This is a genomic window from Clostridium sp. 1001283B150210_160208_E6 (genome assembly GCF_015669365.1).
In the GTDB taxonomy this organism is placed as follows: Bacteria; Bacillota; Clostridia; order Clostridiales; family Clostridiaceae; genus Clostridium; species Clostridium paraputrificum.
On record NZ_JADPAA010000012.1, the window covers coordinates 55,871 to 81,034 of the forward strand.

The window sequence follows — 25,164 nt, forward strand, 5'->3', positions numbered from 1 at the left end:
AGCGATTATAATAAAAATATTATATCATAATTAAAACTTTAGGAACTATAGATTGTTACTAATTTCTTCTAAAAGACTTAAACAGTTATTTAAAGTAACATCACCTTTATCTAAGCTAGGATTAAATTCTACAAAGTCAATAGATCTAATAAGGTTAGTGTTTAGTAAGTCCTTTATAATCTTTTTTCCACCTTCCATAGTTAGTCCGTCTATTACAGGTGTGCCTGTGCCAGGAATAAAAGTAGGATCTATTGAGTCTATATCAAAACTTAAGTGAACATTCTTTATATTTGATGAATTTAACTTAGATATTAATTCGTTTAAGCATTCTTCTAATCCTTTTTCTTTTATATCGTTCATAGTCCAAACATTCAAATGCTTATTTTCAATTAATTCAACTTCACCTTTATCTAAATCTCTTGCACCAATTATATAAACATTTTTAGGATTAACTTTACAACCATTGTAATAAATATTTGTTAAAGCATCATATCCAACACCCATAGAAGCAGCTAAAGGCATACCATGAACATTACCAGAAGGTGATGTTTCTGGTGTATTTATATCTCCATGAGCATCTACCCAAATTACAGCTAGGTCTTGTCCGAAATATTTACCACAACCAGCTAAGCTTCCCATACCAAGGGCATGGTCTCCACCAATTATTAAAGGTAATGCGCCATTATTAAAAGAATTATTAACTTTATCAGCTAATTCATTATTTATATTAATTATTTCATCTAAATACTTCATTGTGTTATTAAATTTATATTTATCTTCAGAGGATACTTCATTTACTTTTACGTTTCCTAAGTCACATACCTCATGCTTTTTAGTAAATACATCAATTAAACCATTTTTTCTTAGAACATCAGGTCCCTTTTCTACGCCAGGTTTATCACAACCATAGAACAAAGGAACTCCTATAATATTTATCTTCATTTCATTCCTCCAAGTATGCTAACAAATTTTTAAAATAGCTACAGGTACTATATTAATCTTTTAAAAGTTTAATGTAAATAATATTTTAAAAATTTCATATTATTATTATAGTTTGGGATAATTAGAAATTTAAATTCAAATTTATTATATGTAAAATACGAAAAAAAAGTAAAAATAAGCACAAATAAAAAGAAAATATTTCCTGAGAATTAATTGATAATAATTATTATATGAGATATAATATTTGTAACGAGAATAAAATATTATCTATATAGTAAAACTAAGTAATAGAACTAATATAGGAGGGTTGAAAATGATTGGAGAAGGAAAAAGAAAGATATCTATAATAGGAGCAGGGTTTGTAGGTGCAACAACAGCTTACGCCTTAATGAATAGTGGAATAGCAACGGAAATTTGTATATATGATATAAATATGGAAAAGGCAATAGGTGAAGTAATGGACTTAGTTCATGGAACTTCATTTGTAAAACCTGTTAATATATATGCAGGTGGGATTAGTGAAACAAAGGATTCAGATATTATTATAATAACAGCTGGAGCAGGTCAAAAAGACGGAGAGACAAGGTTAGATCTTATTGATAAGAACTATAAGATTTTTGAAAGCTTTGTACCAGAATTGGCTAGATTAAGTCCAGAATCAATACTATTAGTTGTATCTAATCCTGTAGATATTTTAACTTATATCACATATAAACTATCAGGATTCCCTAAAGAAAGAGTCATTGGATCAGGTACTGTCCTTGACACTTCTAGATTAAAGTATGTTTTAGGCAAATATTTTGAAGTTAATAATAATAATGTCCATGGTTATGTTATAGGTGAGCATGGTGATAGTGAAGTTGTTACTTGGAGTAGTGCAAGAATAGGGGTTGAAGACTTAGATAACTATTCTAAAGGGGTTAATTTAGAATGGGATAATGAAATTAAAAAGGTTATAGAAGATGATGTTAAAAATGCAGCTTATGAAATTATAAGTAGGAAAAAAGCAACTTATTTTGCTATAGGTCTTGCTGTAAATAGAATAGTAGAGGCAATATTTAGAGATGAAAATTCAATTTTAACTGTATCTAGTTTATTTGAAGGACAATATGGTATTAGTGATATATATCTTGCAGTACCATCAATAGTTAACAGAAATGGTATAAAACAAGTTATAGAAATATCTTTAAATAATGAAGAAGAAGATAAATTAAAGAAATCAGCAGATATATTAAAGAAGCATTTAAATGAATGCATTAAATAAAAGTAAGAAAGAAACACTTTTTAATAGTGTTTCTTTCTTACTTTTGGAGAGATTTGTACTTTTATTTAAACAATATACTTCTATAATTTTAACTAATTTGGTATAATCTATTTTATAAACTTTAAGGGGGCGCAACGATGGATGTAGATGGAATAATAATTCCAAAAGATTATGAAGTAAAAGAAACACTAATAGAAACAGAAATTCATATAAAAAAAATTAAGGATTTCTTCGAAAGAACTTTATCAGAAAAATTAGACTTAATTAGAGTGTCAGCACCGTTATTTGTAGGAGCATCCACTGGATTAAATGATAATTTAAATGGAATTGAAAGACCTGTTAATTTTGACTTAAAAGCAACAGGAGAAGAGGTAGAGATTGTTCATTCTTTAGCTAAATGGAAGAGATTAAGCTTATATAGATATGGTTTTGAGCCTGGACATGGATTATATACTGATATGAATGCCATAAGAAGAGATGAAGACTTAGATAACATTCATTCAATTTATGTCGATCAATGGGATTGGGAAAAGATTATCTTAAAAGAAGAAAGAACTGAAGAGAAGTTAAAAGAGATAGTTAGAAGCATATATAGTGTATTTAAAGAAACAGAGAACTTTGTAGCTAATGAGCTAAAGTGCATAGAAAAGGAATTACCTGATGAAATATTCATTATAACATCTCAGGAGTTAGAGGATAAATATCCAAATTTATCTCCTAAAGATAGAGAAAATGCAATATGTAAAGAACATGGAGCTGTGTTCATAATGAAGATAGGAGATGTTTTAGCATCTGGAGAAAAACATGATGGAAGAGCTCCAGATTATGATGATTGGAAATTAAATGGAGATATTCTTTTCTGGTATCCAATTTTAGATAGAGCTGTAGAGCTATCCTCTATGGGAATAAGAGTAGATAAGGAAGCTTTAGAGTACCAATTAAAAAAGACAGGCTGTGAAGAAAGAAAGTCATTAGAGTTTCATAGATTGTTATTAGAAGGAAAACTTCCTTATACTGTAGGGGGAGGAATAGGACAATCAAGAATTTGTATGTACTTCCTTAGAAAAGCTCATATTGGAGAAGTACAAGCTTCTGTTTGGGATGAAAAAAACCATAGGATATGTGAAGAAAACGGAATAAGACTATTATAGAAAAACAAGAGAAATTGCATTGTAATTTCTCTTGTTTTTTAGTGTAAGTTATTTATTATTTAAAAGTAATTTCTCCACTTAAAATATTTTTTTTATTTCCATTTTCATCTAAAACAATTAGTTCACCATTATCATCTAATCCAATGCAGTTAATTTTCTCTTTCCCTCTTGAAGTAACAAGAAAAGCTTGTTTATTTATTATAAGAGAATGAGTTTTACTAATTTCAGCAACCTCTGAATATATATTTTTTTCTATAAAATCAATATATAAATATTCGAAATTATTTAAAAATAAAGCAAGAAGTTTATTTCTATCATAACTAATAGTGGTCTCTATCTTTAAAGATGTTGCAGTATCCTTTAGTTCTTCTGGAATATCATTTGAATTTATATTAACATTAATTCCAACTCCAACTATGATATAGTTTATTCTATCCATATCACATTTCATTTCTGTTAATATTCCACAGATCTTTTTATTGTTTAAATATATATCATTAGGCCATTTTATTTTTGCATCTATTCCATAGCTGTTTAATGTTTTAATTAAAGCTGCTGAAGCTATTTGAGTAATTTTGTGAGCATTTGTAGGTTCAATATTAGGTCTTAATATAATTGACGTCCATAACCCACCTTTAGGTGATGACCAGTGTCGTCCTAATCTACCTTTTCCCCCACTTTGTTCTTCAGCAATTATTGTTGTTCCATCTTTTATATCAATGTTATTTCCAAGTAATTTTGCTTTATCATTAGTTGATGAGAGTGATTTAAAGTATTCTATATTTTGTCCAATATATCTAGTAGTTAAATATTTATTTATATCACTTTTTAATATTAAGTCAGGAGAATTAACTAATTTATATCCTTTATTAGATACGCCTACAATTTCGTATCCATCCTCTTTTAGAACTTTTATATGTTTCCAAACAGAGGCTCTAGTTATTCCTAAAACTTTACTGATTTCTTCCCCTGATACATAAGTATCACTTTCTTTTAGAAGTTTTATTATTTCTTCTTTCATAAAAAATCTCCTACCATAGATTATAAACTTAACATATTGCATATTATAACATAGAAAATAATAAAAAAGATTAGGTAGTCTACAAAATCTTAACTATTTCGTAATTATTTATTGAATTTTGTTTGTAATAATATTATTATGAAGAGAAGTGGGAAAAGGAGTGAGTAAGGTGAAGCCAGAGAAACATAAAAAGCAAATGTCAAAGAAGACTAAAATTATAATAACAATATCCATTATTCTAGCTTTATTAGTTGGATCCGTTGTATTTGGATATTTTTATGTTAGAAGCAAGATATACAGTAATTCAGATATATCAGATATAACAACAGAAGATTCATTTGAAGAGGTACCAGGAATAACTAATATCCTATTAATAGGTACAGATGCTAGAGACCTTAACGAGAGGGCAAGATCAGATTCTATTATAATTGCAACAATAGACAATAATACTAAGAAGTTAAAGTTATCTTCAATAATGAGAGATACTTTTGTAGATATACCAGGATATGGAGAACAAAAAATTAATGCTGCTTTAGCATTAGGTGGACCAGAATTATTAATGAAGACCATAAAAGAGAATTTTAACTTTACATTAGATAAATATGTAATGGTTAACTTCTGGGGATTTGAAGATATAATAGATGGTATTGGTGGAATAGAAGTTGATGTAAAAGACTATGAAATACCAGAAATTAATAAGTTTATTGGAGAAGTTAGAGATGTAAAATCACCACCTTTAACTACACCAGGATTGCAACATTTAGATGGACAACAGGCTTTAGCATATGCAAGAATAAGAAAAGTTGGTAATGGAAGTTATGAAAGAACAGAACGTCAAAGAAGAGTTCTTGACATTGTAGCTGAAAAAATGATGGATGTAAGCGTAGTTAAATATCCAGGACTTTTATACGATTTGTTACCATCAGTTAAGACTAATATAGAACCATTAACCTTATTAAATTATGCATATACGGTGTCTAAGTTTGGAGAACTTAAATTTGAGCAGTTGCAAATTCCAGCGACTGAACTATCTCAAGGTGGTTTATATAGAAATAAAGGATGGGTTTTATTAATAGATAAAGAACAGAATGGAAAAATATTAAATGATTTTATCTATAATGATAAACCATATTCTAGTGAAGACGTAGATAAGGCTCACTTTAAAAGTGTAATGGCGGATTACAATGCTTTAAATAATGAGTATAAGCAACAACATGGAGAGCCTGCTCATATTGAAGAAAATGATGATGAGTTAGATAAAATTAAAAATGAAAGTGGTTCGGGAAGTACAAATGGAGGGAATCAAGGAAGTAACTCGGGAAGTACAAATGGAGGAAGCCAAGGAGGCAACTCAGGGGGTACAAATGGAGGAAGCCAAGGAGGCAACTCAGGAGGTGCTAATGGAGGAAGCCAAGGAGGCAACTCAGGAGGAACTGATGGAGGAAGCCAAGGAGGCAACTCAGGAGGAACTGATGGAGGAAGCCAAGGAGGAAATTCAGGAGGTACCGATGGAGGAAGCCAAGGAGGAAATTCAGGAGGTACCGATGGAGAAAGTCAAGGAGGTACTGATGGAGGTAACCAAGATAGTAATGTAGATGAAACGCCAAAACCTCCTAAAGAACCGGTCGATTAAAAAGTAAGGTAGTTTATCTACCTTATTTTTTTGTATATTATTACAAAATTATTACGTGTATTGAAGTATTGTGTAAAAAAAGATATAATTTTATAAGTAAAAATAGATATAGTATAGGTGGTAACATGGGGAGAAAAAAGATAAAGAGATCAGAAAAGAATAAGAAAACGAGTTGGAAAGTAATATTAGCCTTTTTTGTTTTTATGATTATATTTACAGGAATAACAGCTCCTTTTATGATTTTATATGGACCATTTGAAGATGCCAAAAGAACATTTGTTGGAACGGCAATGTCTTCAATGCATTATCAGTGGTTAGCAACAACATTTTTATCTCAAGATCAAATTGATGAGATTTTAGGTAAAAGTCAGGAAGTTGTGTCAAATGAAAATCAAGATTTTAGTCTTATAGAAATTTCAAAGGTAAAGGATGACAGTATAGAGGTAGCTACTCTAACTGACAACAGTAAATTTACAGGTCATGTATTAATAGTAAAAGATCCTACTAGAGTTAAGGTTGGAGTTACATCAAAATTGTTTAAAGAAGGTGAAACTACATCACAAATAGCTCAAAATTATGATGCTGTAGCAGCTATTAATGGAGGAGCTTTTACAGATGAAGAAGGAAGCCAATTGTGGACATCCAATGGAGGTATACCTGTTGGGGTATTAATTTCTGATGGAAAGATATTAAATGATGATTCCCCAGGTGGGCGTTATGATGTAGCAGCTATGACAAAAGATGGAAGGCTTTTAGTAGGAGGATATACATTAAAGCAATTAGAAGAACAGAATGTAGTGGATGCCCTTACATTTACACCAGAGGGAGCAAGTCCAGTATTAGTTATAAATGGTAAAATGACTAAAATATCAGGAGATGGTGGATTAGGAACTGCTCCAAGAACATTAATTGGACAAAGAAGAGATGGTGCTATAGTACTAGTAGTTTTAGATTCAAAGGTTCCTGGAGGAAGAGTAGCAGCAACATTAAAAGAGAGTCAAGAAATTATGTACAAGTTAGACTGTGTTACAGCAACAATGCTTGATGGTGGGAAATCTGCAACTATGTATTATGATGGTGAGGTAATTAATAATCCTTCTAATAGTTTAGGCGAAAGACCAATAGCATCTGCATTTATAGTTAAATAAGTGGTGAGGTAATAGATATGAAAAACTTTAAACGTGTTATAATATGGGCTTTATTATCATTATCTTTACAAGCTGGAGGGTTATATTTTTTAGAGAGGATGTATTTTAAGCATTCTTCAGATTTTAAAGTTGAGAAAGTAGAAGCTAAGCCAGTAGAAGCTAATGTTACCATTCCTAACAATATAGAAGATGTAAAAGTTTCATACTCAGGAAGATATATTTCCTATTTTAATAATGATAAATTATATGCTATAAACACTAAAAATGGTGAAGAGAATGAAATAACAATAGAAGATTCTAATGAAATACTATATGCGGATTGGATAGAGAATGTAAATAGAATTATATTAGTTATAAGAGATATAAACGATAGAGTACAACTGTATACATATGATATAAGTTCAAGAACTGAACATAAAATAAAAGAATTAGGCAATTATTATAATAGCATGAAGATTAATGGATTAGAAGTATCAAGTAAAACCGGTGTTAAATATATTGCAATAACAATGGGAAGTAGTAGACCAACAATTTATAGAATTGATATTAATGAAACACTTACTAAGGTATCTCATAACATAAAAAAATTAGGTGAGATTGCTGCTTTTCAAAATAAAGATATACTAATCTGTGAAGATGAGTCAAGAAATAGCTTTTATAGTTATACAAATGGAAAAAGTAAAAAGTTAAGTCTAAATATTTCCGGGAAAATAGATGTGTTAGGAACAGATAGTAATGATAATATTTATTTCGGTGAATATGAAGGAGATAAAATCTACAGGATAGTGTACGGTTCTTTAGACACTAAGGAAGGTGAATGGCAATCATTAGCCCTTGATGAAAGCAAAAACAAAGAAGATATTCATGTAACTGGAAATGGAGAAATCCTTATTAATGATAATCTAAAAGGGATGGTTCTAAATAAAACTACTGGAGAAACTATTTCATATAAAGGAAAGTTTGTTAGTATGAACGATAAGATTATATATAGTAATAAAGAAGGTTATATTTATATTAAAAATATAAAAGATGTGGATAATGCAACAGAGGTTTAAAGAAGTATAATTGTATATTCGTTAATATATATGGTATAATACAACTCGCTAACGAAAAACGTTCCTAGGAGGATTTTTACATATGAGGCTAAGAAAAAAGTGGTGGGCTAGACCTGAATTAGAAGAGAGCAATATATTCATAAGCAAACCAGCTGATTTAAAAGGAAAATGGAGAGAAGAGTTTGGAAATAACAATCCTATTCATTTAGAGCTTGGATGTGGTAGAGGAGGATTCTTAACAGAAAACTGCAAAAGATATCCTAACATTAATCATATAGCTGTAGATTTAAAAGATGAAGTATTAGTATATGCATTAAGAAAGGTTAAGGAAGTTGAACCTGAATTAACTAATGCTAGAATAATAGCTTTAAATATAAGCTTTATAGCAGATTTATTTGATAAAGATGAAATAGATAAAATATATATAAATTTCTGTAATCCATGGCCAAAGGATAGACATAATAAGAGAAGATTAACTCATATAAGGTTTTTGAATGAGTATAAGAAGTTTTTAAAGCCAGGAGCACAAATATGGTTTAAAACTGATGATACAGACTTATTTAATGATTCACAAGAGTATTTTAAGGAATGTGGATTTAATATAGACTTCTTAACTTATGATTTACATAACTCAGATTTTAAGGATAATATAATGACAGAGTATGAAACAAAGTTTACTTCATTAGGTATGAAGACTATGTGTTTAACTGCAACATTAAAGTAGAAAAAAGGAGATATCAAAAGGTAATTTTGATATCTCCTTTCTATTTATTTATTAGAGCAAACCTTTTTTATAGTTAAGGTTTTACCGTATACTTCTTTAAACTTATCTGAACATCTTAGTGCTTGAGAAATTTCTAAATCAAGATTTAAACAAGAATATAGTTGAATTTCAACAGTATCTTCATTTATAGATACACTTAAATCTTTTACTGCGCCAGAAAGACTTCTATCAAGACCTTCAGCAATTTTTAAAATAATCCCCAATTCTTCAATAACTTTAAAATCGAGCCTATTTATTATTGAACAGAACTGAGGTAAAGCAACATGATAGCTATTATTTCTATGAGATGCTGCAATTGATGCACTCATTAAAAGTTCTTTGTGTGTTAAGCCATTAATATATGAGTTTAAAATAATATAAAAAGTATGTTTATGGTGATTATAGTAATCTATTGAGGTACCACAATCATGTAACATAGCAGCTGTTTTTATTATGTGGTCATATTCATTGCCTAAACGATGTAATGGTTTGAAAGCTTCAAATAGTTTTTGGCTAAGATTATACACATTTTTAGCATGTTCTTTGTTAATGTGAAGATCTTCTAATATACCATTTATACTATAATCTAGAATGTCTTCTATAGGTTTAAAATGAGTATTTATGTACTCATACATTATACCTTCCCTAAGGCCTCTACCAGACACAATTATTTTTTGCGCATTAACATACTTAATTATTTCATGGAATATTGAAACTCCACCAACTATAATATCAGCTCTTTCTTTTGATAAACCATCAAATTTATTTCTAAGTTTATAATCCTTACTTTTTAAAAGATTATAAATATCGTGAACATCATAATCAGTCATTATGTAGTTATGTGTGATATCAAAAGGATATCTATTTTTTATTCTGTTCATTTTTGCAATAGCGCGGACTGTGCCACCTACACCAATTATAGAATCAAAAGTATTGTTTCCTAACCATTCTATTTCTAATAGTTCACTATAAATTTTGCTAATAGCAGCCTCTAAATCATCCCTAAGTATTCTATCTTGAAGATTATACTTGTATGTTAAGTTTACGCTACCTATAGGTAGGGTTACACTTTCTTTTATTTCACCATTTAATATCCAAGCTATATAAGTAGAAGTACCAGCTACATCAACTAAAAGAGAATTATCAAAGTAAATACTTTTTGTAACACCAAGGTAGCTAAAATAAAGTTCTTCTTCACTAGAAAGTACAATAACATCCATATCTAGTTCTTCTTTTATAGTATGAACAAACCTATCCTTATTTGTAGCAGCACTTAATGCCTCAGTAGCAACAGTTACCATATCGCACACATTAGAAACAGAGGCAAGAGACTTAAATGTAGTTAGCGTGCTAATTGTTTTTTGTATCTTTTCATCAGAAATAAAATCATTATCAATTAAATCGTATCCTAATCTAACTGTGGTACTTAATTCATCTATAATACGAAAGTACCCACCTTCTTCAACTTCTGTCAACATAAATCTAATAGCATTAGAACCTATGTCTATAACACCAACCCTATTCATAAATAACTCCTTAAGATATATAATCAGATTAATAATAATATTATTATACTATAGTGTATAGAAAAATGTTATGTAAAAATGAATATTGACATTAAAAGTTATTTATAGGTATAATGTATAAAAGATAATAGAAAATCAATGAAGAGAAGAGTACTCTAACTGATTTCTGAAGCGAGCAGGGGAGGGTGTAAGCCCTGTGAATAGGTTAGTTTGGAAGAGAGCCTCTGAGATGCCATCTGAATTGAGTAAGATTGGCCGCAGAATACTGCGTTAAAAAGTTGAGTGGCAATTTTATTGCAACTAGAGTGGTACCGCGGATATTTCCGTCTCTTGTTATTCAAGAGGCGATTTTTTTATTTTAGGAGGATAAATATGGATTATAAAAAGAAAATTGCAGAGTTAATAAAAGAACATGTTGATTTAGATTTAGACAAGATAGAAGGATTAATAGAAATTCCACCAAGACCAGAAATGGGTGATTATGCATTCCCATGTTTTCAATTAGCTAAGGTTATGAGAAAAGCACCTAATATGATTTCTGGTGAATTAGCAGAAAATATCAATAAAGATGGATTTGAAAAGGTTGAACAACTAGGACCATATGTAAATTTCTTTGTTGATAAAGGTGTATTCAGTAAAAATACAATAGAAAAGGTATTAGAAGAAGGGGATAACTATGGAGCTTCTAATATTGGAGAAGGAAAAAATGTATGTGTTGAATATTCTTCACCTAATATAGCTAAGCCTTTCCATGTAGGACATCTTTTCACAACAGCTATTGGTAATGCATTATACAAGATGTATAAGAAAGAAGGATATAATGCAATAGGTATAAATCATTTAGGAGACTGGGGAACTCAATTTGGTAAGCTTATTTCAGCTTATCATAGATGGGTAGATGAAGAAGCCTTAGAAGCTGACCCAATAAAAGAATTATTAAGAATATATGTTAAGTTCCATGATGAAGCAGAAAAGGATCCATCACTAGAAGATGAAGGAAGAGCATACTTTAAAGCTTTAGAAAATGGTGACCCAGAAGCAGAAGCTTTATGGAAGAGATTTAGAGATTTAAGCTTAAAGGAATTTGAAAGAGTATACGATATACTTGGAGTAAATTTTGATTCTTACAACGGAGAAGCTTTCTACAATGATAAGATGGATGTTGTAGTAAATGAATTAAAAGAAAAGAAGCTTTTAGTTGAAAGTAATGGCGCACAAGTAGTTATGCTAGAAGACTACAATATGCCACCATGCATAGTTTTAAAGGCTGATGGAGCGTCAATATATGCAACAAGAGATTTAGCAGCAGCTATGTATAGAAAGAAGACATATGACTTCTATAAGAGTATATATGTTGTAGGAACACCTCAAGCCCTACATTTTAAACAAGTATTTAAAGTGCTAGAATTGGCTGGACATGAGTGGGCAAATGATTGTGTGCATGTAGGCTTTGGATTAGTAAAGTTTGCTGATAGAAAGCTTTCTACAAGAAAGGGAGAAGTTGTTTTACTTGATGATTTAATTAGAGAATCAGTAGAAAAAACTTTAGAAGTTATTAATGAAAAGAATCCAGAATTAGAAAATAAGGAAGAAGTAGCTAAGAAGATAGGGGTAGGTGCTGTAATATTCACTTACTTAAAGAACTCTAGAGAAAAGGATATAGTATTTGATTGGAAAGAAATCCTTTCATTTGATGGAGAAACTGGTCCATATGTTCAATACGCATATGCTAGAGCAAAGAGTATCTTAAGAAGAGCTGAAGGAATTAGCAAGGAAGTAGATTATAGTAAATTAGCATCTAAGGAAGAATTTGAATTAGTTAAGACTTTAGATAACTTTAAAAATCAAATCTTATTAGCATTAGATAAATTAGAGCCATCAATAGTTACAAGATATACTATAGAAGTTGCTAAGGCATTTAATAAGTTCTATAATGCTCATTCAATATTAAACTTAGAAGATGAAGTTTTAAAGGCAACAAGACTAAAGCTTGTTGAAGCTTCTGCTCAAGTTATAAAGAATGGATTAGACCTTTTAGGTATAGATGTAGTAGAAAAAATGTAATTATGATAGAGAGTATGTATTTGTATAATACATACTCTTTATTATTGATAAAAATATGCTATAATTATAATAATTTTAAACGTCTAGAAAAGTATAAAATTTTTGAGTAGCAAACCTTACGGATGCCGAGATTAAGTGGTGAAAATATGTGAAGACGTTAAAAATAAAAATTATAGTGCCACCACAGGTTGCAAAAGCAAGTTTTGGAACCTGTGGTATGGCTGAAAAAAGTGACTTCTTCGCTAAAGCGTGGCGAAGCCACTTTTTTATAGAGAGGTGGGGAAAGTTTGTTTTTTAATAAGTATATAAAGTATAGAGATATTCTAGTAATAGTTTTAATAGCTCTTGTGGGATATAAGTTAATTGACAATTATCAAATGTTTTTAAATCTTATAAGCACAACAATATCGGTAATATCTCCGTTCATATACGCAATGGTATTTGCTTATTGTATTAATCCAATAATGAATTTATTTGAACGAAGGCTAAAGATGAGAAGAGGATTATCCATTTTTAGTACATATCTATTAATAGGAGGAGCTATAGTAATAGGTTCATTATATATTGTCCCTAGTATTGTTGATAGTATAATATCAATTACATCTGAAATACCTGGATATATGGAAACAGTACAAGGTTGGATTAATGAAGCGTTAAAAAATCAAAATTTTTATGAACTAATAAATAGTACTGGTCTTTTAGATAATATAAGCGTTATATCTGGAAATATGAGTAGTATTATAATTGGAATATTAAATGGTTCTGTATCTTCAATAGTATCAATTACTACAAACGTAGTAAAAATAGGATTTGGATTCTTAATTTCAATTTATATATTGTTAGATAAAGAAAGATTTATTACTGAAGTTAAAACTATAACATATATGATATTTAAGGAAGAAAGAGGAACAAAAATAATAGGCTTAGTTAGAACTTATCATGAAATGATAGGTAAATATATAGGAACTAAAGCTATAGACTCAGCTATAATAGGAGTATTAGCTTTTTTTGGACTTATGGTAATTGGTGCACCATATACCCCGTTATTAGCAATTGTAGTTGGAGTTACTAATATGATTCCGTACTTTGGACCATTTGTTGGAGAAGTGGTTGGAGCAGCTGTAGGTTTATTTGTATCACCAGCTATGGCTATAACAATATTTATATTTTTATTAGCACTTCAACAATTTGATGCATGGTACTTAGATCCTAAGCTTATAGGTGATAAAGTAGGAGTAAAACCATTTTATATCATATTAGCAGTTACAATAGGTGGAGGATTCTTTGGGCCTATAGGAATGTTACTTGCATCACCTACTATGGCAACTATAAATATATATTATGAGAGAAAGGTAAATTTATTTAAGGCAAAGAATAAAAATCTTATGAGAAGAATTGATGCAAGAGAAGAAGATTTTTATAATGATGATAAGATAGATAATAAGGATAATATAGATAAAGAAAAAACTCAGTAGGTTAAATACTACTGAGTTTTTAACGTCTAGGAAAGTATAAAAATTTTTGAGATAAATTAAAGGTGAAGAAATGGAATTATATTTTGTTTTAGGAGGATGAAGAAAGGGTATAAATATATATTTATTTCTTTGTATATTTATATAAATACATATTTATATGTTTATTTGTTTATATATTTATTTGTTTATATATTTATTTGTTTATTGGAGATGGGATTTTTCAATAAGTTATTTATAAAAAAATAAAGAAGAGCTTGCTGAGCCGTGGATTTTGGAAACCCATGTGAGCAAAAGACCAGGGGCATATAATTTTCTAAAGAATAAAAAAGACTGCAATTAAGATGCAGTCTTTAAAAATCTTATTTATTAATTTTTTCTAGCTGGGCAGTTTTTAGAGCAAGTGCCGCAATTACATTTTCCTTTAGAAGATGTTTTTATGTTTTTATAAATTATGAAAATTGCTAAAGCTACTATTCCTGCAGTAATTAAGATTTCCATAATATCACCAACCTTTCTAAATTAAGAACTTGCCTATATTAAATACTAAGAATGAAACAACCCATGCTAATACTAATTGATAAGTTACTGAGAATAGTGTAAGTTTAGTTCCGTATTCTTTTTTCATTGCACCAATTACAGATACACATGGAGTGTATAGTAATACAAATACTAAGAAAGAGTAAGCTGATAATGCAGTGAAATGTGAAGCTAATGTCACTGATAAATCTCCACCAAATATAACTCCCATAGAAGCAACTACTGTTTCTTTAGCTAGTAATCCAGATAATAAAGAAACTGATGATTGCCAATTACCAAATCCTAATGGAGAGAATATTGGTGCTATAAATGAACCAATGTTAGCTAAGATACTATCATTTACGTTATCAACCATTCCGCTAATGCTAAAGTTAGATAATAACCAAATAACTACGCTCATAGCAAATATTATTGTACCAGCTTTCTTTAAGAAACTTTTACCTTTATCTAAAGTTTGAGTTAAAACTGATTTGAATTCAGGCTTTTTATATTCAGGTAATTCTATTATAAAAGGTTCTTCGTCCTTCTTGAAAATTGTATTCTTAAATAATATACCTATTAAGAATGCAAGTAATATTCCTAAGAAGTAAAGCGAACCAACTACTAGTCCTTGGTGATCAGCAAAGAATACTGCTGCAAAAACTGTATAAACAGGTAATCTTGCATTACATGACATTAAAGGAACAAGTAAAGCAGTAAGTTTTCTATCCTTTTCGCTTTCAAGTGTTCTAGCACTCATAATAGCAGGAACTGAACATCCAAATCCAACAATCATAGGAATAAATGCTTTTCCTGATAGACCCATTTTTCTCATAAGTTTGTCCATTATGAAAGCAACTCTTGCCATATACCCGCTATCTTCTAATATTGTAATACAAACGAAAAGTGAAAGTATTACAGGAAGTAAAACAAGTATTCCTCCAACTCCTCCAACTATTCCATCTACAATAAGTGATTGGAACCAAGGTGACGAATTTGACAATAATTCACTTAACCATGGCATAAAGGAATCGTTTAGTAATCCATCTAGCATATCTGATAGAGGTTGTCCAACCCATGAAAATGTAATTTGAAACATTAATACCATCATTAGAATAAAAATTGGATAAGCTAAAAATGGATTAAGTAATATTTTATCTAATTTATCTGTAAAAGAAACCTTTTTATTATCTGGTACTTTACTACATTCTGTTAAAACACTTTCTATGTATTTATAAGCAGCTTTTTCGTCTTTAAAGTTAAACTTGTCCATATCATTAGGTTTGCTAAGAGTAGTTGTTGAAATAACTTCTTTAAGTTTATCTATTCCTGTTCCTTTAGCAGCTGATATAGGCATAACTTTTATATTTAATAAAGATTCTAATTTTTTATAATTTATAATAATTCCTTTGTTTTCTGCTATATCTACCATATTTATAGCTAAAATAATTGGTTTATTAAATTGTTTTAATTGAGTAGTTAGATATAAATTTCTATCTAAGTTTGATGCATCAACAATGTTTAATATTAAATCAACATCGTCTTGTTCTAAAAAGTTTTTAGCTACCTTTTCTTCATTTGAAAAAGTATCCATTGCATATATTCCAGGAAGGTCTACGATTTTAATATCATTAAAAAAACCTTCTTTTTTATCTACAGTTACTCCTGGCCAATTTCCAACATATTGTTTTGAACCAGTCAAAGCGTTAAATAATGTTGTTTTACCTACATTGGGATTACCAAGAAGAGCAATTGTTGTCATATAAATCCCCCCTTACTTTTGGATAAAAATATTTTTAGCATCCTTTTTTCTTATAGCTAAATCAAATCCTCTTAAGTTTACTATTATTGGATCACCTAATGGTGCAACTCTTTTTAGCTGTATTTTTGTTCCTTCGATACAACCAAGAGCCCAAAGTCTTTTTGTTAACTTTGAATCTCCCTTTATTTCATTAATTGTTCCGATTTCCCCTAATTCTAATTCGCATAAACACATTCTAATCACCTCTAAAAATTGAATGAAAATCATTATCAATATTATACTATCATTTAAAGATAAAAATGTCAATGAAAGTAAATCTCAATTTCATTAATAATTAATTAAATTTGCGAAAAAATAAAATCTAAGTATAATAGAAACAATATATATTATTAAAGGAGGTATAGATTGTGAAAAAAATCGCAGCATTTTTTGATATTGATGGAACTGTATATAGGGAAGGTTTAATAACTGAAGTTTTTAAGAAGTTAGTTAAATATGAGATAATACAAGGTGAAAAGTGGTATAATGAAGTAAGACCTGAGTTTGTTAGGTGGGATAAACGTCAAGGTGATTATGATAATTATCTATTAAAAATGGTAGATATATATATGGATGCTATAAAAGGGCTTAAAAAAGATCAAATAGATTTTATAGCAAAGAGGGTAGTTGAACAAAAGGGTGATAGAGTGTACACTTTTACTAGAGATAGAATTAAGTGGCATAAAGAACAAGGGCATATTATAATAACAGTATCAGGTTCTCCATATGAACTTGTAAGAGAGATGGCTAAAAAATATGAATTTGATGATTTTAGAGGGTCAATTTATGTTCAAGATGAACATAATATGTATACAGGGGATGTAATTCCTATGTGGGATAGTGAGAGCAAACAAAAAGCAATTAATGAATTAGTAAAGCTATATGATATAGAGTTAGATAAGAGTTATGCTTATGGGGATACAGCTGGAGATTATACTATGTTAAATATGGTTGGAAATCCATATTGTATGAACCCGACAAAAGAGTTATTAGGAAAGGTTATTAATGATGAAAGTCTAAAGAAAAAAGTTAATGTCATAGTAGAAAGAAAGGATGTAACTTATAATTTAGATGTTAATAACCTACAATTTGCGTAGAAAAGAGTGGTACTGTGATAATTAGAGAAAACATCTTGAGAGTTGATGATGTGTCTAATGACCTTATGATTAATCACGAAGGTATGGAGTTTTTACCTGAGGATATGATTTTTTTTGATTTGGAACATTATGTGTATAAAAAACCAAAATGTATAGGAGTGTTTGGGGCTTGTGTTTATAATAGTAGAACAAAATCCCTAGAAGTTACTCAATATATGATAGAAAATAGGTATGAAGGACTTGATATTCTTTATTTAGCTAAAAACTATTTTATATCTATGAAAAATAAAGGTAAAAAAGCTATAGTAACTTTCTCTGGAAATAATGATTTTACTGTAATAAATTATTTATTCCAAAAGTATGGAGTTATTTACAACTTTAATGAAGAATTTGCATCAGTTGATATTCAGAAAGAATATGAAAGAGAAAGAAAAACTTCTATAGGGTTAAAAAACCTTGAAAAGCAATTTGGGATAATAAGAGAAAGCGAAGTAATTAGTGGTTCAAATTTAGCTAAAACATTTCATAAGGTAATGAAGGACAAAGATTATATTAAGAGGATGCCTAGGGAAAAGATTGAGAAAATATTATTATATAATGAACAAGATGTTGTAAATCTTTATCACATTTTTGTAAATTGGAAGAGCATAATATTTGAAGATAAGGAAGAGGATGAAGTTTCACAAATAAAATCAATTGAAGATATTGAAATTATTGATGAAGAAATATTAGATGAGGTTGCTAAAGAATCAGAAGAAGATGAAGAGCAACTTGAGGATATAGTTATAGAAAAAGAGGAGATTGCTAAATAGCAATCTCCTTTATTTCTTCTTTATAATATTTGTACCATCTGAGGATAATACTATATCTCCATCTATATCGTTTCTATATACATTAAGTTTGTATTTCTTTATAAGGTCTAATGTTTCTTTATGAGGATGACCATATGTGTTATCTTCAGCAAGTTGAATAACTCCTATAGAAGGATTAACAGCTTTTAGGAAGGCTTCAGATGTTGAAGTTGAAGAGCCATGATGGCCAAATTTTAATACATCAGCACTAACATCATATCCTTTTTTAAGTATTTCTTTTTCTACTTCTGCCTCAGCATCACCAGTAAATAAGAATGATGTTTTTCCAAACTCAATTTTCATCACTGGAGAGTAGTTATTAAAGTCTTGTTGGGAACCTTTCTTATATTCAGCTTTAATAGGAGAGAAAACAGAAACTTTAGTTCCTTCTCCTAAGTCAATAGAATTAGTTCCTTCTTTTATTACATTAATCTTTAAGTCTTTCTTTTTTAAAGCTTTAATCATATTTTCATAGGCTTTAGTTGTATGAGTAACTTTAGGTGAATAAAATGCACCAATCTCATATTTGTTAATTACATCATCAAGATTACCAATATGGTCTTCATGAGGGTGAGTAGCAATTACATAATCAATTTTTTTTAGGTTTAATGAATCTAAGTAGTTAAGTAACATGTCTTTACTTTTTCCAGGGCCAGCATCTATAAGCAGATTTTTATTATTTACCTGTATTAAAATGGAGTCCCCTTGCCCTACGTCTATATAGTGTACGGTCATTTCTCCTGCAGTCTGTTCTATAGATTCATTTTGAGTTTCACAGCCTAATAAGAAAAGCGAAAAAAAGCTTAAAATAATAGCTATGATAGAAAGTTTTTTCTTCATATAAATAACCTCCTCCTTTGTATAATATATTTTAGTGTAACACCAAAAGTTATTATAATAAAGAAAAATGATTACATTGCATAATAAAAATTTTAAGGATATAATTATTTTAATCTAGGAGAGAAGGTGGAAAAATGAAATATATAAAGTATGTACGTTATGTTGTTTATATGCTTATTATGAGACTAAAAGGAATTAAGAGGGCTTATATAGAAAAGTTCAAGGGGGAAGAGGAAGCTTGGAAGTATGCTCAAGAAGTTTTTAGAAAATGGACTTATTTTACTATAAATATAATAGGAATGGAAATTGAAGTAGAAGGATTTGAAAATATTCCAGACAAAACATGTGTATTTATGGGGAATCATCAAAGTATATTAGACATACCAGTTATGAGATATTCAACTCAAAGAACTTTAGATTTTGTGGCTAAGAAAGAATTAGCTAAGGCACCTCTTATTGGATATTGGATTACTCATGTAAAGAGTGTAACAATTGATAGAGATAATGTAAGAGAAGGAATGAAAGCAATTAATCAAGCTGTGAATAATATAAAAGATGGATATAATTTTACTATTTTTCCAGAGGGGACAAGAAGCAAAGATGGTAAAATACATGAATTTAAAAAGGGAAGTGTTAAAATAGCAACTAAATCTAAGGCACCAATAGTTCCAGTTGCAATAAAAGGAACATCTGCTTGCTTTGAAGATAGTAAAGAATTTGTACCTGGAAAAGTTAAAGTTATTTTTGGGGAAGCTATAGAAACTGAAAATATTTCTAGGGAAGTAGAAAAAGAACTAATGTTAAGAGTAGAAGAAAGTGTACGTAATTTGTATGAAAAAATATAAAAAAAGTTCGTGTTAAACAATTACATTCACAAGAAATGCAAATTTGAATGTTTCAAAATTGCATTTCTTGTGTTATAATCATATTAATATTGGTTTATAAAGCGAAAAATGCAATTTTACAAATACAAAAAATTCATTAGGGGGCATAGGAATGAGAAAAGAATTTTCAATGAGCAATGATAAAGTAATAATAAACTTTACAGCAAAGTACTGTAAAACCTTTGAGATGTTACTTGAAAGTGAAGGGTTTAGAAGAGTAATTGATGTATATCTAAAGAAATCAGAGAAAAAAAATACTCTTGCATTTAGATACGTAAAGAGGACATTAGGAACGGATGACATAGCGGAGTTAAGAAAAGATATAATTAAAGTTTTTAAGTGTTTAACTGTAATGAGTGCAAGAGAAATAAGTGAAAGTAATCCTAGGTACGTAGAGCTTTTAGCAGATAAGGATGAATTTGTAGCTTTAGTAGAAGACCTATATCTTTTCTGGAGAAGATTAGAAAGATATACATTAATTCATACAGGTTCAATAGAACATGGACTAGCAGCAGTTAGTTTTACAGAAGCAAATGCAGAGTTTTCTAAGCTAGTGCTAAAGTTATATAGAAAAGTAGAGAAGAATGTTATAGGAGGAGAACCACAAGTATTTAGACAAATTCCAGCTGGTGGTAACTCTTGTATTAAGATTGGTATGATGATGTGGCCAATACCTAGAGGGTATGAAGCTATAGAATATGTTCCTTTTATTGATTCAATACTTTTAGAAACACCATTTATTACTTATCCAAAGAGATCTACAAGAGATGGAATGTTTACTGAAGTGTTTGAAAATCCACTACAAGATGCAAATATTAATAGTGACCATTGGTTCTGTTATCCAGCAAAAATTGGAGAGTCTCTAGCATATGTATATTTCCATAGAGATTACATGGAGCATGGAATAACTCTATGTAACTTATTTGAAATGGCTAGAAAAGAAGAATGCAGAGGTAGAAAGCCTGATATAGTTTATGTATTCGGGGCAACTGATGATAATGAAGAGTTAAAGACAGTATTCTATGAAGATAAGAAGAATGATATAATGCTTGGATATGTTAATCATTCAGATAAGATAGATTACTTTGGATATATGAAAAAGATGTGTTTAACATTACACAACTTAAGAATGATAAGAAAAGGATATTTACCAATCCATGGGGCAATGGTTAATATTCAACTTAAGGATGGTAACACAGCAAATGTTGTTATAATGGGAGACAGTGGTGCTGGTAAGTCAGAAAGTATAGAAGCATTTAGATCATTAAGTGAAGATTATATTTCTAATATGACTATATTATTTGATGATATGGGTACATTTAAGCTTGAAGATAATAAGATTGTTGGTTATGGTACAGAAATAGGTGCCTTTGTAAGACTTGATGATTTAGATCAAGGATATGCATTTAAAGAAATGGATAGAAGTATATTCATGAATCCAGATAAGACTAATGCTAGATTAGTAATGCCAATAACTCCATATAAGGAAGTTGTTAGAGGATACAATGTAGACTTCTTCTTCTATGCAAATAATTATACAAAGGTTGAAGAGGGAGAACATTCATTAGAGTACTTTAAGACTCCAGAGGATGCAATTAAAGTATTTAGAGCAGGAGCAAGAATGGCAAAGGGAACTACAACAGAAACAGGTTTAGTAGAATCATTCTTTGCAAACCCATTTGGTCCAGCACAAAAGGTTGAAGAGACAGATGCCTTAATTAAGGAATACTTTGAAGCTATGTTCAACATTGGTGTAAAAGTAGGACAAATAAAAACATGTCTTGGAGTAAGAGGACTAGAAAAGAACGGACCAAGAAACGCTGCTATAGAATTGTTTGAAGAAATAAAAAAGTTTGAAAGATAGTATAAAAGAGCCGGTGCTAAGTAATTAGCATGGGCTCTTTTAAGTAAATTATTTTTTTAACCTATTAAATAATGATAGTGTTCCAAGTTGTATGTTTAAATCAAATTTTTTTGGGTCTACAAGTTTTGAAATTGTATGTGCAAAATCAAATGTAAATAAAATAAATAGTAAGCAAAATAATGTAGTGCTAAGAAGTGGAGTAATAGATGTCACTATATATTTTATTAGTGGATGAATTATCTTTACTACACCTACAGAGGTTATACCCCACATAATAGAAAAGTGTAAGCATATTCTACCATGTATATTAAATGGATCATCAGTATAATCCCAGTATTTTGTCTTAAATAACTTTTCTAATATGTATCCAGTTAGGTATTCTATAGTGGAGATAACAATGGTAGCTACTATTAATAACAATGGTAGAGTAACATTTATGTTATCTAATACAATTACCATGGAAGAAATACATAGTCCGTAAATAGGACAAATAGGACCATGCAAAAAGCCTCTATTAACGAACTTTTTTTGGTTTTTATATGCGTATAAAACTTCCACACACCAACCTAAGAAAGAGTAAATAATAAAATAAAAAAATAAATTATAAAAATTATATGATAGCAAGTTTTGAATATTCATATTACCCTCCTTTCTTTTAAATAAATTATATAATAACAATATTAATAAAATATTTAAGATAAGCTTAAAATTATCTTAAACATAAAAATAGTTCAGCAAACTTTAAGCTGAACTATTAAGACAATTATTCTACACTCTTATATTGGTTCTTTGCAAAGAAAGATATTGCATATAATCCTGCGATACCAACTAGGCCGTATATTATTCTACTAAATGCGGTCATTTCTCCAAATAGAGCTGCTACTAAATCAAATTCAAAAAAACCAATAAGTCCCCAGTTTACAGCTCCTATTATTACTAATGTTAGAGCTATTGTATCTAATATTTTCATAAAAACACACTCCTTTTATAGTTTACAATATATATTGTAACCATAAAAAAAGGTTTTATTCTAAGAGTGAATTTAACGAAAAAAACTCGCTATTTAGCGAGTTCTTCTATGTTAAAGTGTTATATTTCTATCAATTGGTTGAGAAAGAGATATAAATGTATCAGTTCTTTGAATACCATCAATATTATTTATTTTTTCTAGCAAAGTATTTTGTAAATCTGCTATATTTTTTGAAATAACTTTTGCAAACATTGAATAATCACCTGTTGTTAAATGCAATTCTACAACTTCGTTTATCTTCTTCATTTCTTCAAAAACGTAAGGGAAAGAAGAAGTCTTATCTACATATATACCAACAAAGCAACATACATCATATCCTAGTTTTGCAAGGTCTAGTAGAATTCTTGAACCTTTGATAATTCCCATGTCTTCCATCTTTTTCATTCTGACATGTATAGTTCCTCCACTAACATGACATATTCTTGCTATTTCTAGATATGGTGTTCTGCAATCTTTTATAAGTAATTCTAATATTTGAAGATCTAATTCATCTAATTGGAGATTGGGATTTAAAGCCATATTGCCACCTCATTTTAATTCATATATTACTAATTTCTATTTTATCAAAAAATACATGAATTTTAAAGGAAAAATTATAGAAATGCAAAAAATGCCAATTAAAATTTAAATTTTATCAAGATATTATCAAAAAATAAATATTTTAGTAAGGATATATAAGAATTATTATATATAATAATTCTACTTGAAAAACTGTTCATTTTAATCTAATATTATTAGTATAGTTAAAGTTAAGGAGGATGTGACGGATGGTAAACTTTTTAATATCAGCATTATACTTAGTTATCATGTTTGCTGTACTATTAGGAATTATAATGCTATGTAAGAAATGGGTATTTACAAAGATTAGAATAAATAAATTTATACCACTTGCTGTAGCAATTATAGGTTTTGCTATACAGCTATTTGTTAGACCAGAAGGAATGGTAATACAAATGGTAGTTATGGCTGTAACAGTTATTTCTTTTTTCTGGTTTATGGATATTCAGCAAACTGGGGGGCCAAAGAAGTCTAACGAAAAGAAAATAGTAATAAAACCAAAGGCTAAACCAAATAGACTAAAAAATCAAAAAAATGATTAAAATATAAAATCCCTAAAATTAGGGATTTTTTTGTTTTTTATGAAATTATAAAATCAAGCAAAATAAATATCCACTCAATTTGTTTATTTTTCAATAAAGATTGGGGAGCTTATGGCAAGTCTATTATCTTGTTGCCAAATTCTAATTAAATACCAACTCTCACCTTCAATATATTTATGGTCATACAAATACTTTATAGAGTTAAGATTAATATCTTCGATCTTTTTAACTATAGTGCTTTTATTTGTTACTATTTCAATAGATTTTATTTTGTTATTATTATCTTCAGCAAATATCATAAATCGTAGGGTATCATCCTTAAGGATAATTTCAGTTCCCATCATAGAATCGTTTATAGTGAAATACATTTCAAGAGTTCTTGATTCTGTAGAAAAAGTTCTTCTTTCCCTAAAGGCTTCTATAAGTTCATCTTTTTTTAGTTCATAAGCTAATATTCCTGTAAGATTATCACTATCACCAAAATTGAGTCTATGATTATCCTGACTATTTATAGCACCAAGCTTCCAACCTTTATCAAGAAGAGAATAGTAATATTTATCGTGACGAATATATTTATTAGGATAAGATCCATTTCCAACTTCCATAGATGTTATCATTTTATTTAAAACTTCATTATAAGCTAAGGAGGTAATGTTTCTATGTGGATGATTAATAGTGACAATAGCTTCAGGGTTATTTAACATCCATAGAATTAGTAAGTTTATGTCCTTAATTATCCCCTTAAAGTATGTGTTAGAATTAATTATATTAAAATCACCATATAGAGAAGTTTTTGTTTCAAAACCAACCATTGGTAGGAACAAATCATTTTTTTTTGCAAATCTTTCTGCCATTGCATTTGTTACATTCCATTTTGATATTTCTTTATTATTCCAATATAAATCTTTGCCTAAGTAGGAGTTATGATCAGTTATTATCATGAAATCTATTCCGGTGTTTTTACCGTATTCATAGGCATCATTAGGGGTGCCACGACCAGTAGAAAAAGCCGTATGACAATGTGGAATTCCATAAAAGCATTTTAATATTTTATTCTTTTTTTTACTTTTTCCCAAACCCGTTCCCTCTTAAAAAAATGTTTACTATAATATATATAGTGCTTAAAGGTATGAAATGAT

General features: G+C 29.3%; 25 protein-coding genes and 1 other annotated feature. Of the genes, 14 read left to right on the forward strand and 11 right to left on the reverse strand.

The features are described from left to right. Positions 1–45: 45 nt before the first annotated feature. Positions 46–942 carry an arginase gene (gene rocF, locus I4V16_RS12835; RefSeq protein WP_111937425.1) on the reverse strand — a complete coding sequence of 299 codons (897 nt, stop codon included), beginning with the start codon at positions 940–942 and terminating at the stop codon, positions 46–48. Positions 943–1,255: 313 nt separating this feature from the next. Between rocF and I4V16_RS12840 the strand changes: the two genes are divergently transcribed. Together I4V16_RS12840 and asnA are read left to right on the forward strand one after the other, a co-directional pair. Then, positions 1,256–2,206 carry an L-lactate dehydrogenase gene (locus I4V16_RS12840; RefSeq protein ID WP_049179389.1) on the forward strand — a complete coding sequence of 317 codons (951 nt, stop codon included), beginning with the start codon at positions 1,256–1,258 and terminating at the stop codon, positions 2,204–2,206. A gap of 137 nt (positions 2,207–2,343) precedes the next feature. Further along, on the forward strand, positions 2,344–3,357 hold the full coding sequence (gene asnA / locus I4V16_RS12845) for an aspartate--ammonia ligase (protein WP_049179388.1): 1,014 nt from the start codon (positions 2,344–2,346) through the stop codon (positions 3,355–3,357). 55 nt (positions 3,358–3,412) lie between these two features. Here the strand turns inward: asnA and I4V16_RS12850 are convergent, their stop codons facing one another. Beyond that, complete coding sequence (locus I4V16_RS12850) at positions 3,413–4,378, reverse strand: biotin--[acetyl-CoA-carboxylase] ligase (RefSeq protein ID WP_111937427.1); 966 nt, start codon at positions 4,376–4,378, stop codon at positions 3,413–3,415. A 169-nt stretch (positions 4,379–4,547) separates the two neighbouring features. Between I4V16_RS12850 and I4V16_RS12855 the strand changes: the two genes are divergently transcribed. From I4V16_RS12855 to trmB, 4 genes are all read left to right on the forward strand, one after another. Then, positions 4,548–6,011, forward strand: a complete 1,464-nt coding sequence (locus tag I4V16_RS12855; RefSeq protein ID WP_111937428.1) for an LCP family protein — start codon at positions 4,548–4,550, stop codon at positions 6,009–6,011. Positions 6,012–6,136: 125 nt separating this feature from the next. Beyond that, positions 6,137–7,159 carry a phosphodiester glycosidase family protein gene (locus tag I4V16_RS12860; protein ID WP_195966884.1) on the forward strand — a complete coding sequence of 341 codons (1,023 nt, stop codon included), beginning with the start codon at positions 6,137–6,139 and terminating at the stop codon, positions 7,157–7,159. 17 nt (positions 7,160–7,176) lie between these two features. Then, on the forward strand, positions 7,177–8,214 hold the full coding sequence (locus tag I4V16_RS12865; RefSeq protein ID WP_049179385.1) for a hypothetical protein: 1,038 nt from the start codon (positions 7,177–7,179) through the stop codon (positions 8,212–8,214). 82 nt (positions 8,215–8,296) lie between these two features. After that, positions 8,297–8,938, forward strand: a complete 642-nt coding sequence (gene trmB / locus I4V16_RS12870; protein WP_049179384.1) for a tRNA (guanosine(46)-N7)-methyltransferase TrmB — start codon at positions 8,297–8,299, stop codon at positions 8,936–8,938. Positions 8,939–8,982: 44 nt separating this feature from the next. Here the strand turns inward: trmB and I4V16_RS12875 are convergent, their stop codons facing one another. After that, positions 8,983–10,503, reverse strand: coding sequence for a Ppx/GppA phosphatase family protein (locus I4V16_RS12875; RefSeq protein WP_049179383.1), 1,521 nt, complete (start codon positions 10,501–10,503; stop codon positions 8,983–8,985). Between the two features lie 129 nt (positions 10,504–10,632). After that, positions 10,633–10,837: a binding site (T-box leader), on the forward strand. A 38-nt stretch (positions 10,838–10,875) separates the two neighbouring features. Here I4V16_RS12875 and argS point away from each other — a divergent pair. From argS to I4V16_RS12890, 3 genes are all read left to right on the forward strand, one after another. Next, positions 10,876–12,567, forward strand: a complete 1,692-nt coding sequence (argS, locus tag I4V16_RS12880; protein WP_049179382.1) for an arginine--tRNA ligase — start codon at positions 10,876–10,878, stop codon at positions 12,565–12,567. A gap of 148 nt (positions 12,568–12,715) precedes the next feature. Continuing rightward, the gene (locus I4V16_RS12885; protein ID WP_153246646.1) at positions 12,716–12,865 is read left to right on the forward strand and encodes a hypothetical protein; all 150 of its coding nucleotides are present in this window, start codon (positions 12,716–12,718) and stop codon (positions 12,863–12,865) included. After that, entirely contained in the window at positions 12,855–14,042 is a 1,188-nt protein-coding gene (locus I4V16_RS12890) for an AI-2E family transporter (RefSeq protein ID WP_195619471.1), read from the forward strand. The genes I4V16_RS12885 and I4V16_RS12890 overlap by 11 nt, the downstream gene beginning before the upstream one ends. Before the next feature lie 366 nt (positions 14,043–14,408). Here I4V16_RS12890 and I4V16_RS12895 read toward each other — a convergent pair whose 3' ends face one another. Genes I4V16_RS12895 through I4V16_RS12905 form a run of 3 tightly spaced genes read right to left on the reverse strand, consistent with a single transcriptional unit; the run spans position 14,409 to position 16,554 of the window. Then, positions 14,409–14,540: a FeoB-associated Cys-rich membrane protein gene (locus tag I4V16_RS12895; RefSeq protein ID WP_080351860.1), complete on the reverse strand. Its 132-nt coding sequence runs from the start codon at positions 14,538–14,540 to the stop codon at positions 14,409–14,411. 16 nt (positions 14,541–14,556) lie between these two features. Beyond that, positions 14,557–16,320 (reverse strand): ferrous iron transport protein B, encoded by a 1,764-nt coding sequence (gene feoB, locus I4V16_RS12900; RefSeq protein WP_099329477.1) that lies wholly within the window; start codon positions 16,318–16,320, stop codon positions 14,557–14,559. A gap of 12 nt (positions 16,321–16,332) precedes the next feature. Next, positions 16,333–16,554, reverse strand: a complete 222-nt coding sequence (locus I4V16_RS12905) for a ferrous iron transport protein A (protein ID WP_027098143.1) — start codon at positions 16,552–16,554, stop codon at positions 16,333–16,335. Positions 16,555–16,727: 173 nt separating this feature from the next. Between I4V16_RS12905 and I4V16_RS12910 the strand changes: the two genes are divergently transcribed. Both I4V16_RS12910 and I4V16_RS12915 read left to right on the forward strand, forming a co-directional pair. Next, positions 16,728–17,456, forward strand: a complete 729-nt coding sequence (locus I4V16_RS12910; RefSeq protein WP_195619474.1) for an HAD-IB family hydrolase — start codon at positions 16,728–16,730, stop codon at positions 17,454–17,456. A 14-nt stretch (positions 17,457–17,470) separates the two neighbouring features. After that, positions 17,471–18,268, forward strand: a complete 798-nt coding sequence (locus I4V16_RS12915; RefSeq protein ID WP_049179378.1) for a ribonuclease H-like domain-containing protein — start codon at positions 17,471–17,473, stop codon at positions 18,266–18,268. Between the two features lie 9 nt (positions 18,269–18,277). On the opposite strand, the gene I4V16_RS12920 is transcribed toward I4V16_RS12915, so the two are convergent. Further along, the gene (locus I4V16_RS12920) at positions 18,278–19,147 is read right to left on the reverse strand and encodes a ComEC/Rec2 family competence protein (protein ID WP_195542485.1); all 870 of its coding nucleotides are present in this window, start codon (positions 19,145–19,147) and stop codon (positions 18,278–18,280) included. Between the two features lie 134 nt (positions 19,148–19,281). Here I4V16_RS12920 and I4V16_RS12925 point away from each other — a divergent pair, with 134 nt between their 5' ends. Together I4V16_RS12925 and I4V16_RS12930 are read left to right on the forward strand one after the other, a co-directional pair. Continuing rightward, positions 19,282–19,992 (forward strand): lysophospholipid acyltransferase family protein, encoded by a 711-nt coding sequence (locus I4V16_RS12925; RefSeq protein WP_195966885.1) that lies wholly within the window; start codon positions 19,282–19,284, stop codon positions 19,990–19,992. Between the two features lie 151 nt (positions 19,993–20,143). After that, entirely contained in the window at positions 20,144–21,895 is a 1,752-nt protein-coding gene (locus tag I4V16_RS12930; protein WP_049179375.1) for a phosphoenolpyruvate carboxykinase, read from the forward strand. Positions 21,896–21,943: 48 nt separating this feature from the next. Here the strand turns inward: I4V16_RS12930 and I4V16_RS12935 are convergent, their stop codons facing one another. The 3 genes from I4V16_RS12935 to I4V16_RS12945 all read right to left on the reverse strand — a co-directional run bounded on the left by I4V16_RS12935 (position 21,944) and on the right by I4V16_RS12945 (position 23,444). Next, positions 21,944–22,534, reverse strand: coding sequence for a putative ABC transporter permease (locus I4V16_RS12935; RefSeq protein ID WP_099330087.1), 591 nt, complete (start codon positions 22,532–22,534; stop codon positions 21,944–21,946). Between the two features lie 124 nt (positions 22,535–22,658). Further along, on the reverse strand, positions 22,659–22,865 hold the full coding sequence (locus I4V16_RS12940) for a DUF378 domain-containing protein (protein WP_049179374.1): 207 nt from the start codon (positions 22,863–22,865) through the stop codon (positions 22,659–22,661). A gap of 111 nt (positions 22,866–22,976) precedes the next feature. Continuing rightward, positions 22,977–23,444 (reverse strand): Lrp/AsnC ligand binding domain-containing protein, encoded by a 468-nt coding sequence (locus I4V16_RS12945; RefSeq protein ID WP_049179373.1) that lies wholly within the window; start codon positions 23,442–23,444, stop codon positions 22,977–22,979. 248 nt (positions 23,445–23,692) lie between these two features. Between I4V16_RS12945 and I4V16_RS12950 the strand changes: the two genes are divergently transcribed. After that, on the forward strand, positions 23,693–24,025 hold the full coding sequence (locus tag I4V16_RS12950) for a hypothetical protein (protein WP_049179372.1): 333 nt from the start codon (positions 23,693–23,695) through the stop codon (positions 24,023–24,025). A gap of 83 nt (positions 24,026–24,108) precedes the next feature. On the opposite strand, the gene I4V16_RS12955 is transcribed toward I4V16_RS12950, so the two are convergent. Then, positions 24,109–25,101, reverse strand: a complete 993-nt coding sequence (locus I4V16_RS12955) for a CehA/McbA family metallohydrolase (RefSeq protein ID WP_049179371.1) — start codon at positions 25,099–25,101, stop codon at positions 24,109–24,111. Positions 25,102–25,164 lie beyond the last annotated feature (63 nt).

What these genes read in the sequence shown, in the direction of transcription:
- rocF (WP_111937425.1), bottom strand. Translation starts at nt 942, where the DNA reads ATGAAGATAAATATTATAGGAGTTCCTTTGTTCTATGGTTGTGATAAA.
- I4V16_RS12840 (WP_049179389.1), top strand. Translation starts at nt 1,256, where the DNA reads ATGATTGGAGAAGGAAAAAGAAAGATATCTATAATAGGAGCAGGGTTT.
- asnA (WP_049179388.1), top strand. Translation starts at nt 2,344, where the DNA reads ATGGATGTAGATGGAATAATAATTCCAAAAGATTATGAAGTAAAAGAA.
- I4V16_RS12850 (WP_111937427.1), bottom strand. Translation starts at nt 4,378, where the DNA reads ATGAAAGAAGAAATAATAAAACTTCTAAAAGAAAGTGATACTTATGTA.
- I4V16_RS12860 (WP_195966884.1), top strand. Translation starts at nt 6,137, where the DNA reads ATGGGGAGAAAAAAGATAAAGAGATCAGAAAAGAATAAGAAAACGAGT.
- I4V16_RS12865 (WP_049179385.1), top strand. Translation starts at nt 7,177, where the DNA reads ATGAAAAACTTTAAACGTGTTATAATATGGGCTTTATTATCATTATCT.
- trmB (WP_049179384.1), top strand. Translation starts at nt 8,297, where the DNA reads ATGAGGCTAAGAAAAAAGTGGTGGGCTAGACCTGAATTAGAAGAGAGC.
- I4V16_RS12875 (WP_049179383.1), bottom strand. Translation starts at nt 10,503, where the DNA reads ATGAATAGGGTTGGTGTTATAGACATAGGTTCTAATGCTATTAGATTT.
- argS (WP_049179382.1), top strand. Translation starts at nt 10,876, where the DNA reads ATGGATTATAAAAAGAAAATTGCAGAGTTAATAAAAGAACATGTTGAT.
- I4V16_RS12895 (WP_080351860.1), bottom strand. Translation starts at nt 14,540, where the DNA reads ATGGAAATCTTAATTACTGCAGGAATAGTAGCTTTAGCAATTTTCATA.
- feoB (WP_099329477.1), bottom strand. Translation starts at nt 16,320, where the DNA reads ATGACAACAATTGCTCTTCTTGGTAATCCCAATGTAGGTAAAACAACA.
- I4V16_RS12905 (WP_027098143.1), bottom strand. Translation starts at nt 16,554, where the DNA reads ATGTGTTTATGCGAATTAGAATTAGGGGAAATCGGAACAATTAATGAA.
- I4V16_RS12920 (WP_195542485.1), bottom strand. Translation starts at nt 19,147, where the DNA reads ATGAAGAAAAAACTTTCTATCATAGCTATTATTTTAAGCTTTTTTTCG.
- I4V16_RS12925 (WP_195966885.1), top strand. Translation starts at nt 19,282, where the DNA reads ATGAAATATATAAAGTATGTACGTTATGTTGTTTATATGCTTATTATG.
- I4V16_RS12930 (WP_049179375.1), top strand. Translation starts at nt 20,144, where the DNA reads ATGAGAAAAGAATTTTCAATGAGCAATGATAAAGTAATAATAAACTTT.
- I4V16_RS12935 (WP_099330087.1), bottom strand. Translation starts at nt 22,534, where the DNA reads ATGAATATTCAAAACTTGCTATCATATAATTTTTATAATTTATTTTTT.
- I4V16_RS12940 (WP_049179374.1), bottom strand. Translation starts at nt 22,865, where the DNA reads ATGAAAATATTAGATACAATAGCTCTAACATTAGTAATAATAGGAGCT.
- I4V16_RS12945 (WP_049179373.1), bottom strand. Translation starts at nt 23,444, where the DNA reads ATGGCTTTAAATCCCAATCTCCAATTAGATGAATTAGATCTTCAAATA.
- I4V16_RS12950 (WP_049179372.1), top strand. Translation starts at nt 23,693, where the DNA reads ATGGTAAACTTTTTAATATCAGCATTATACTTAGTTATCATGTTTGCT.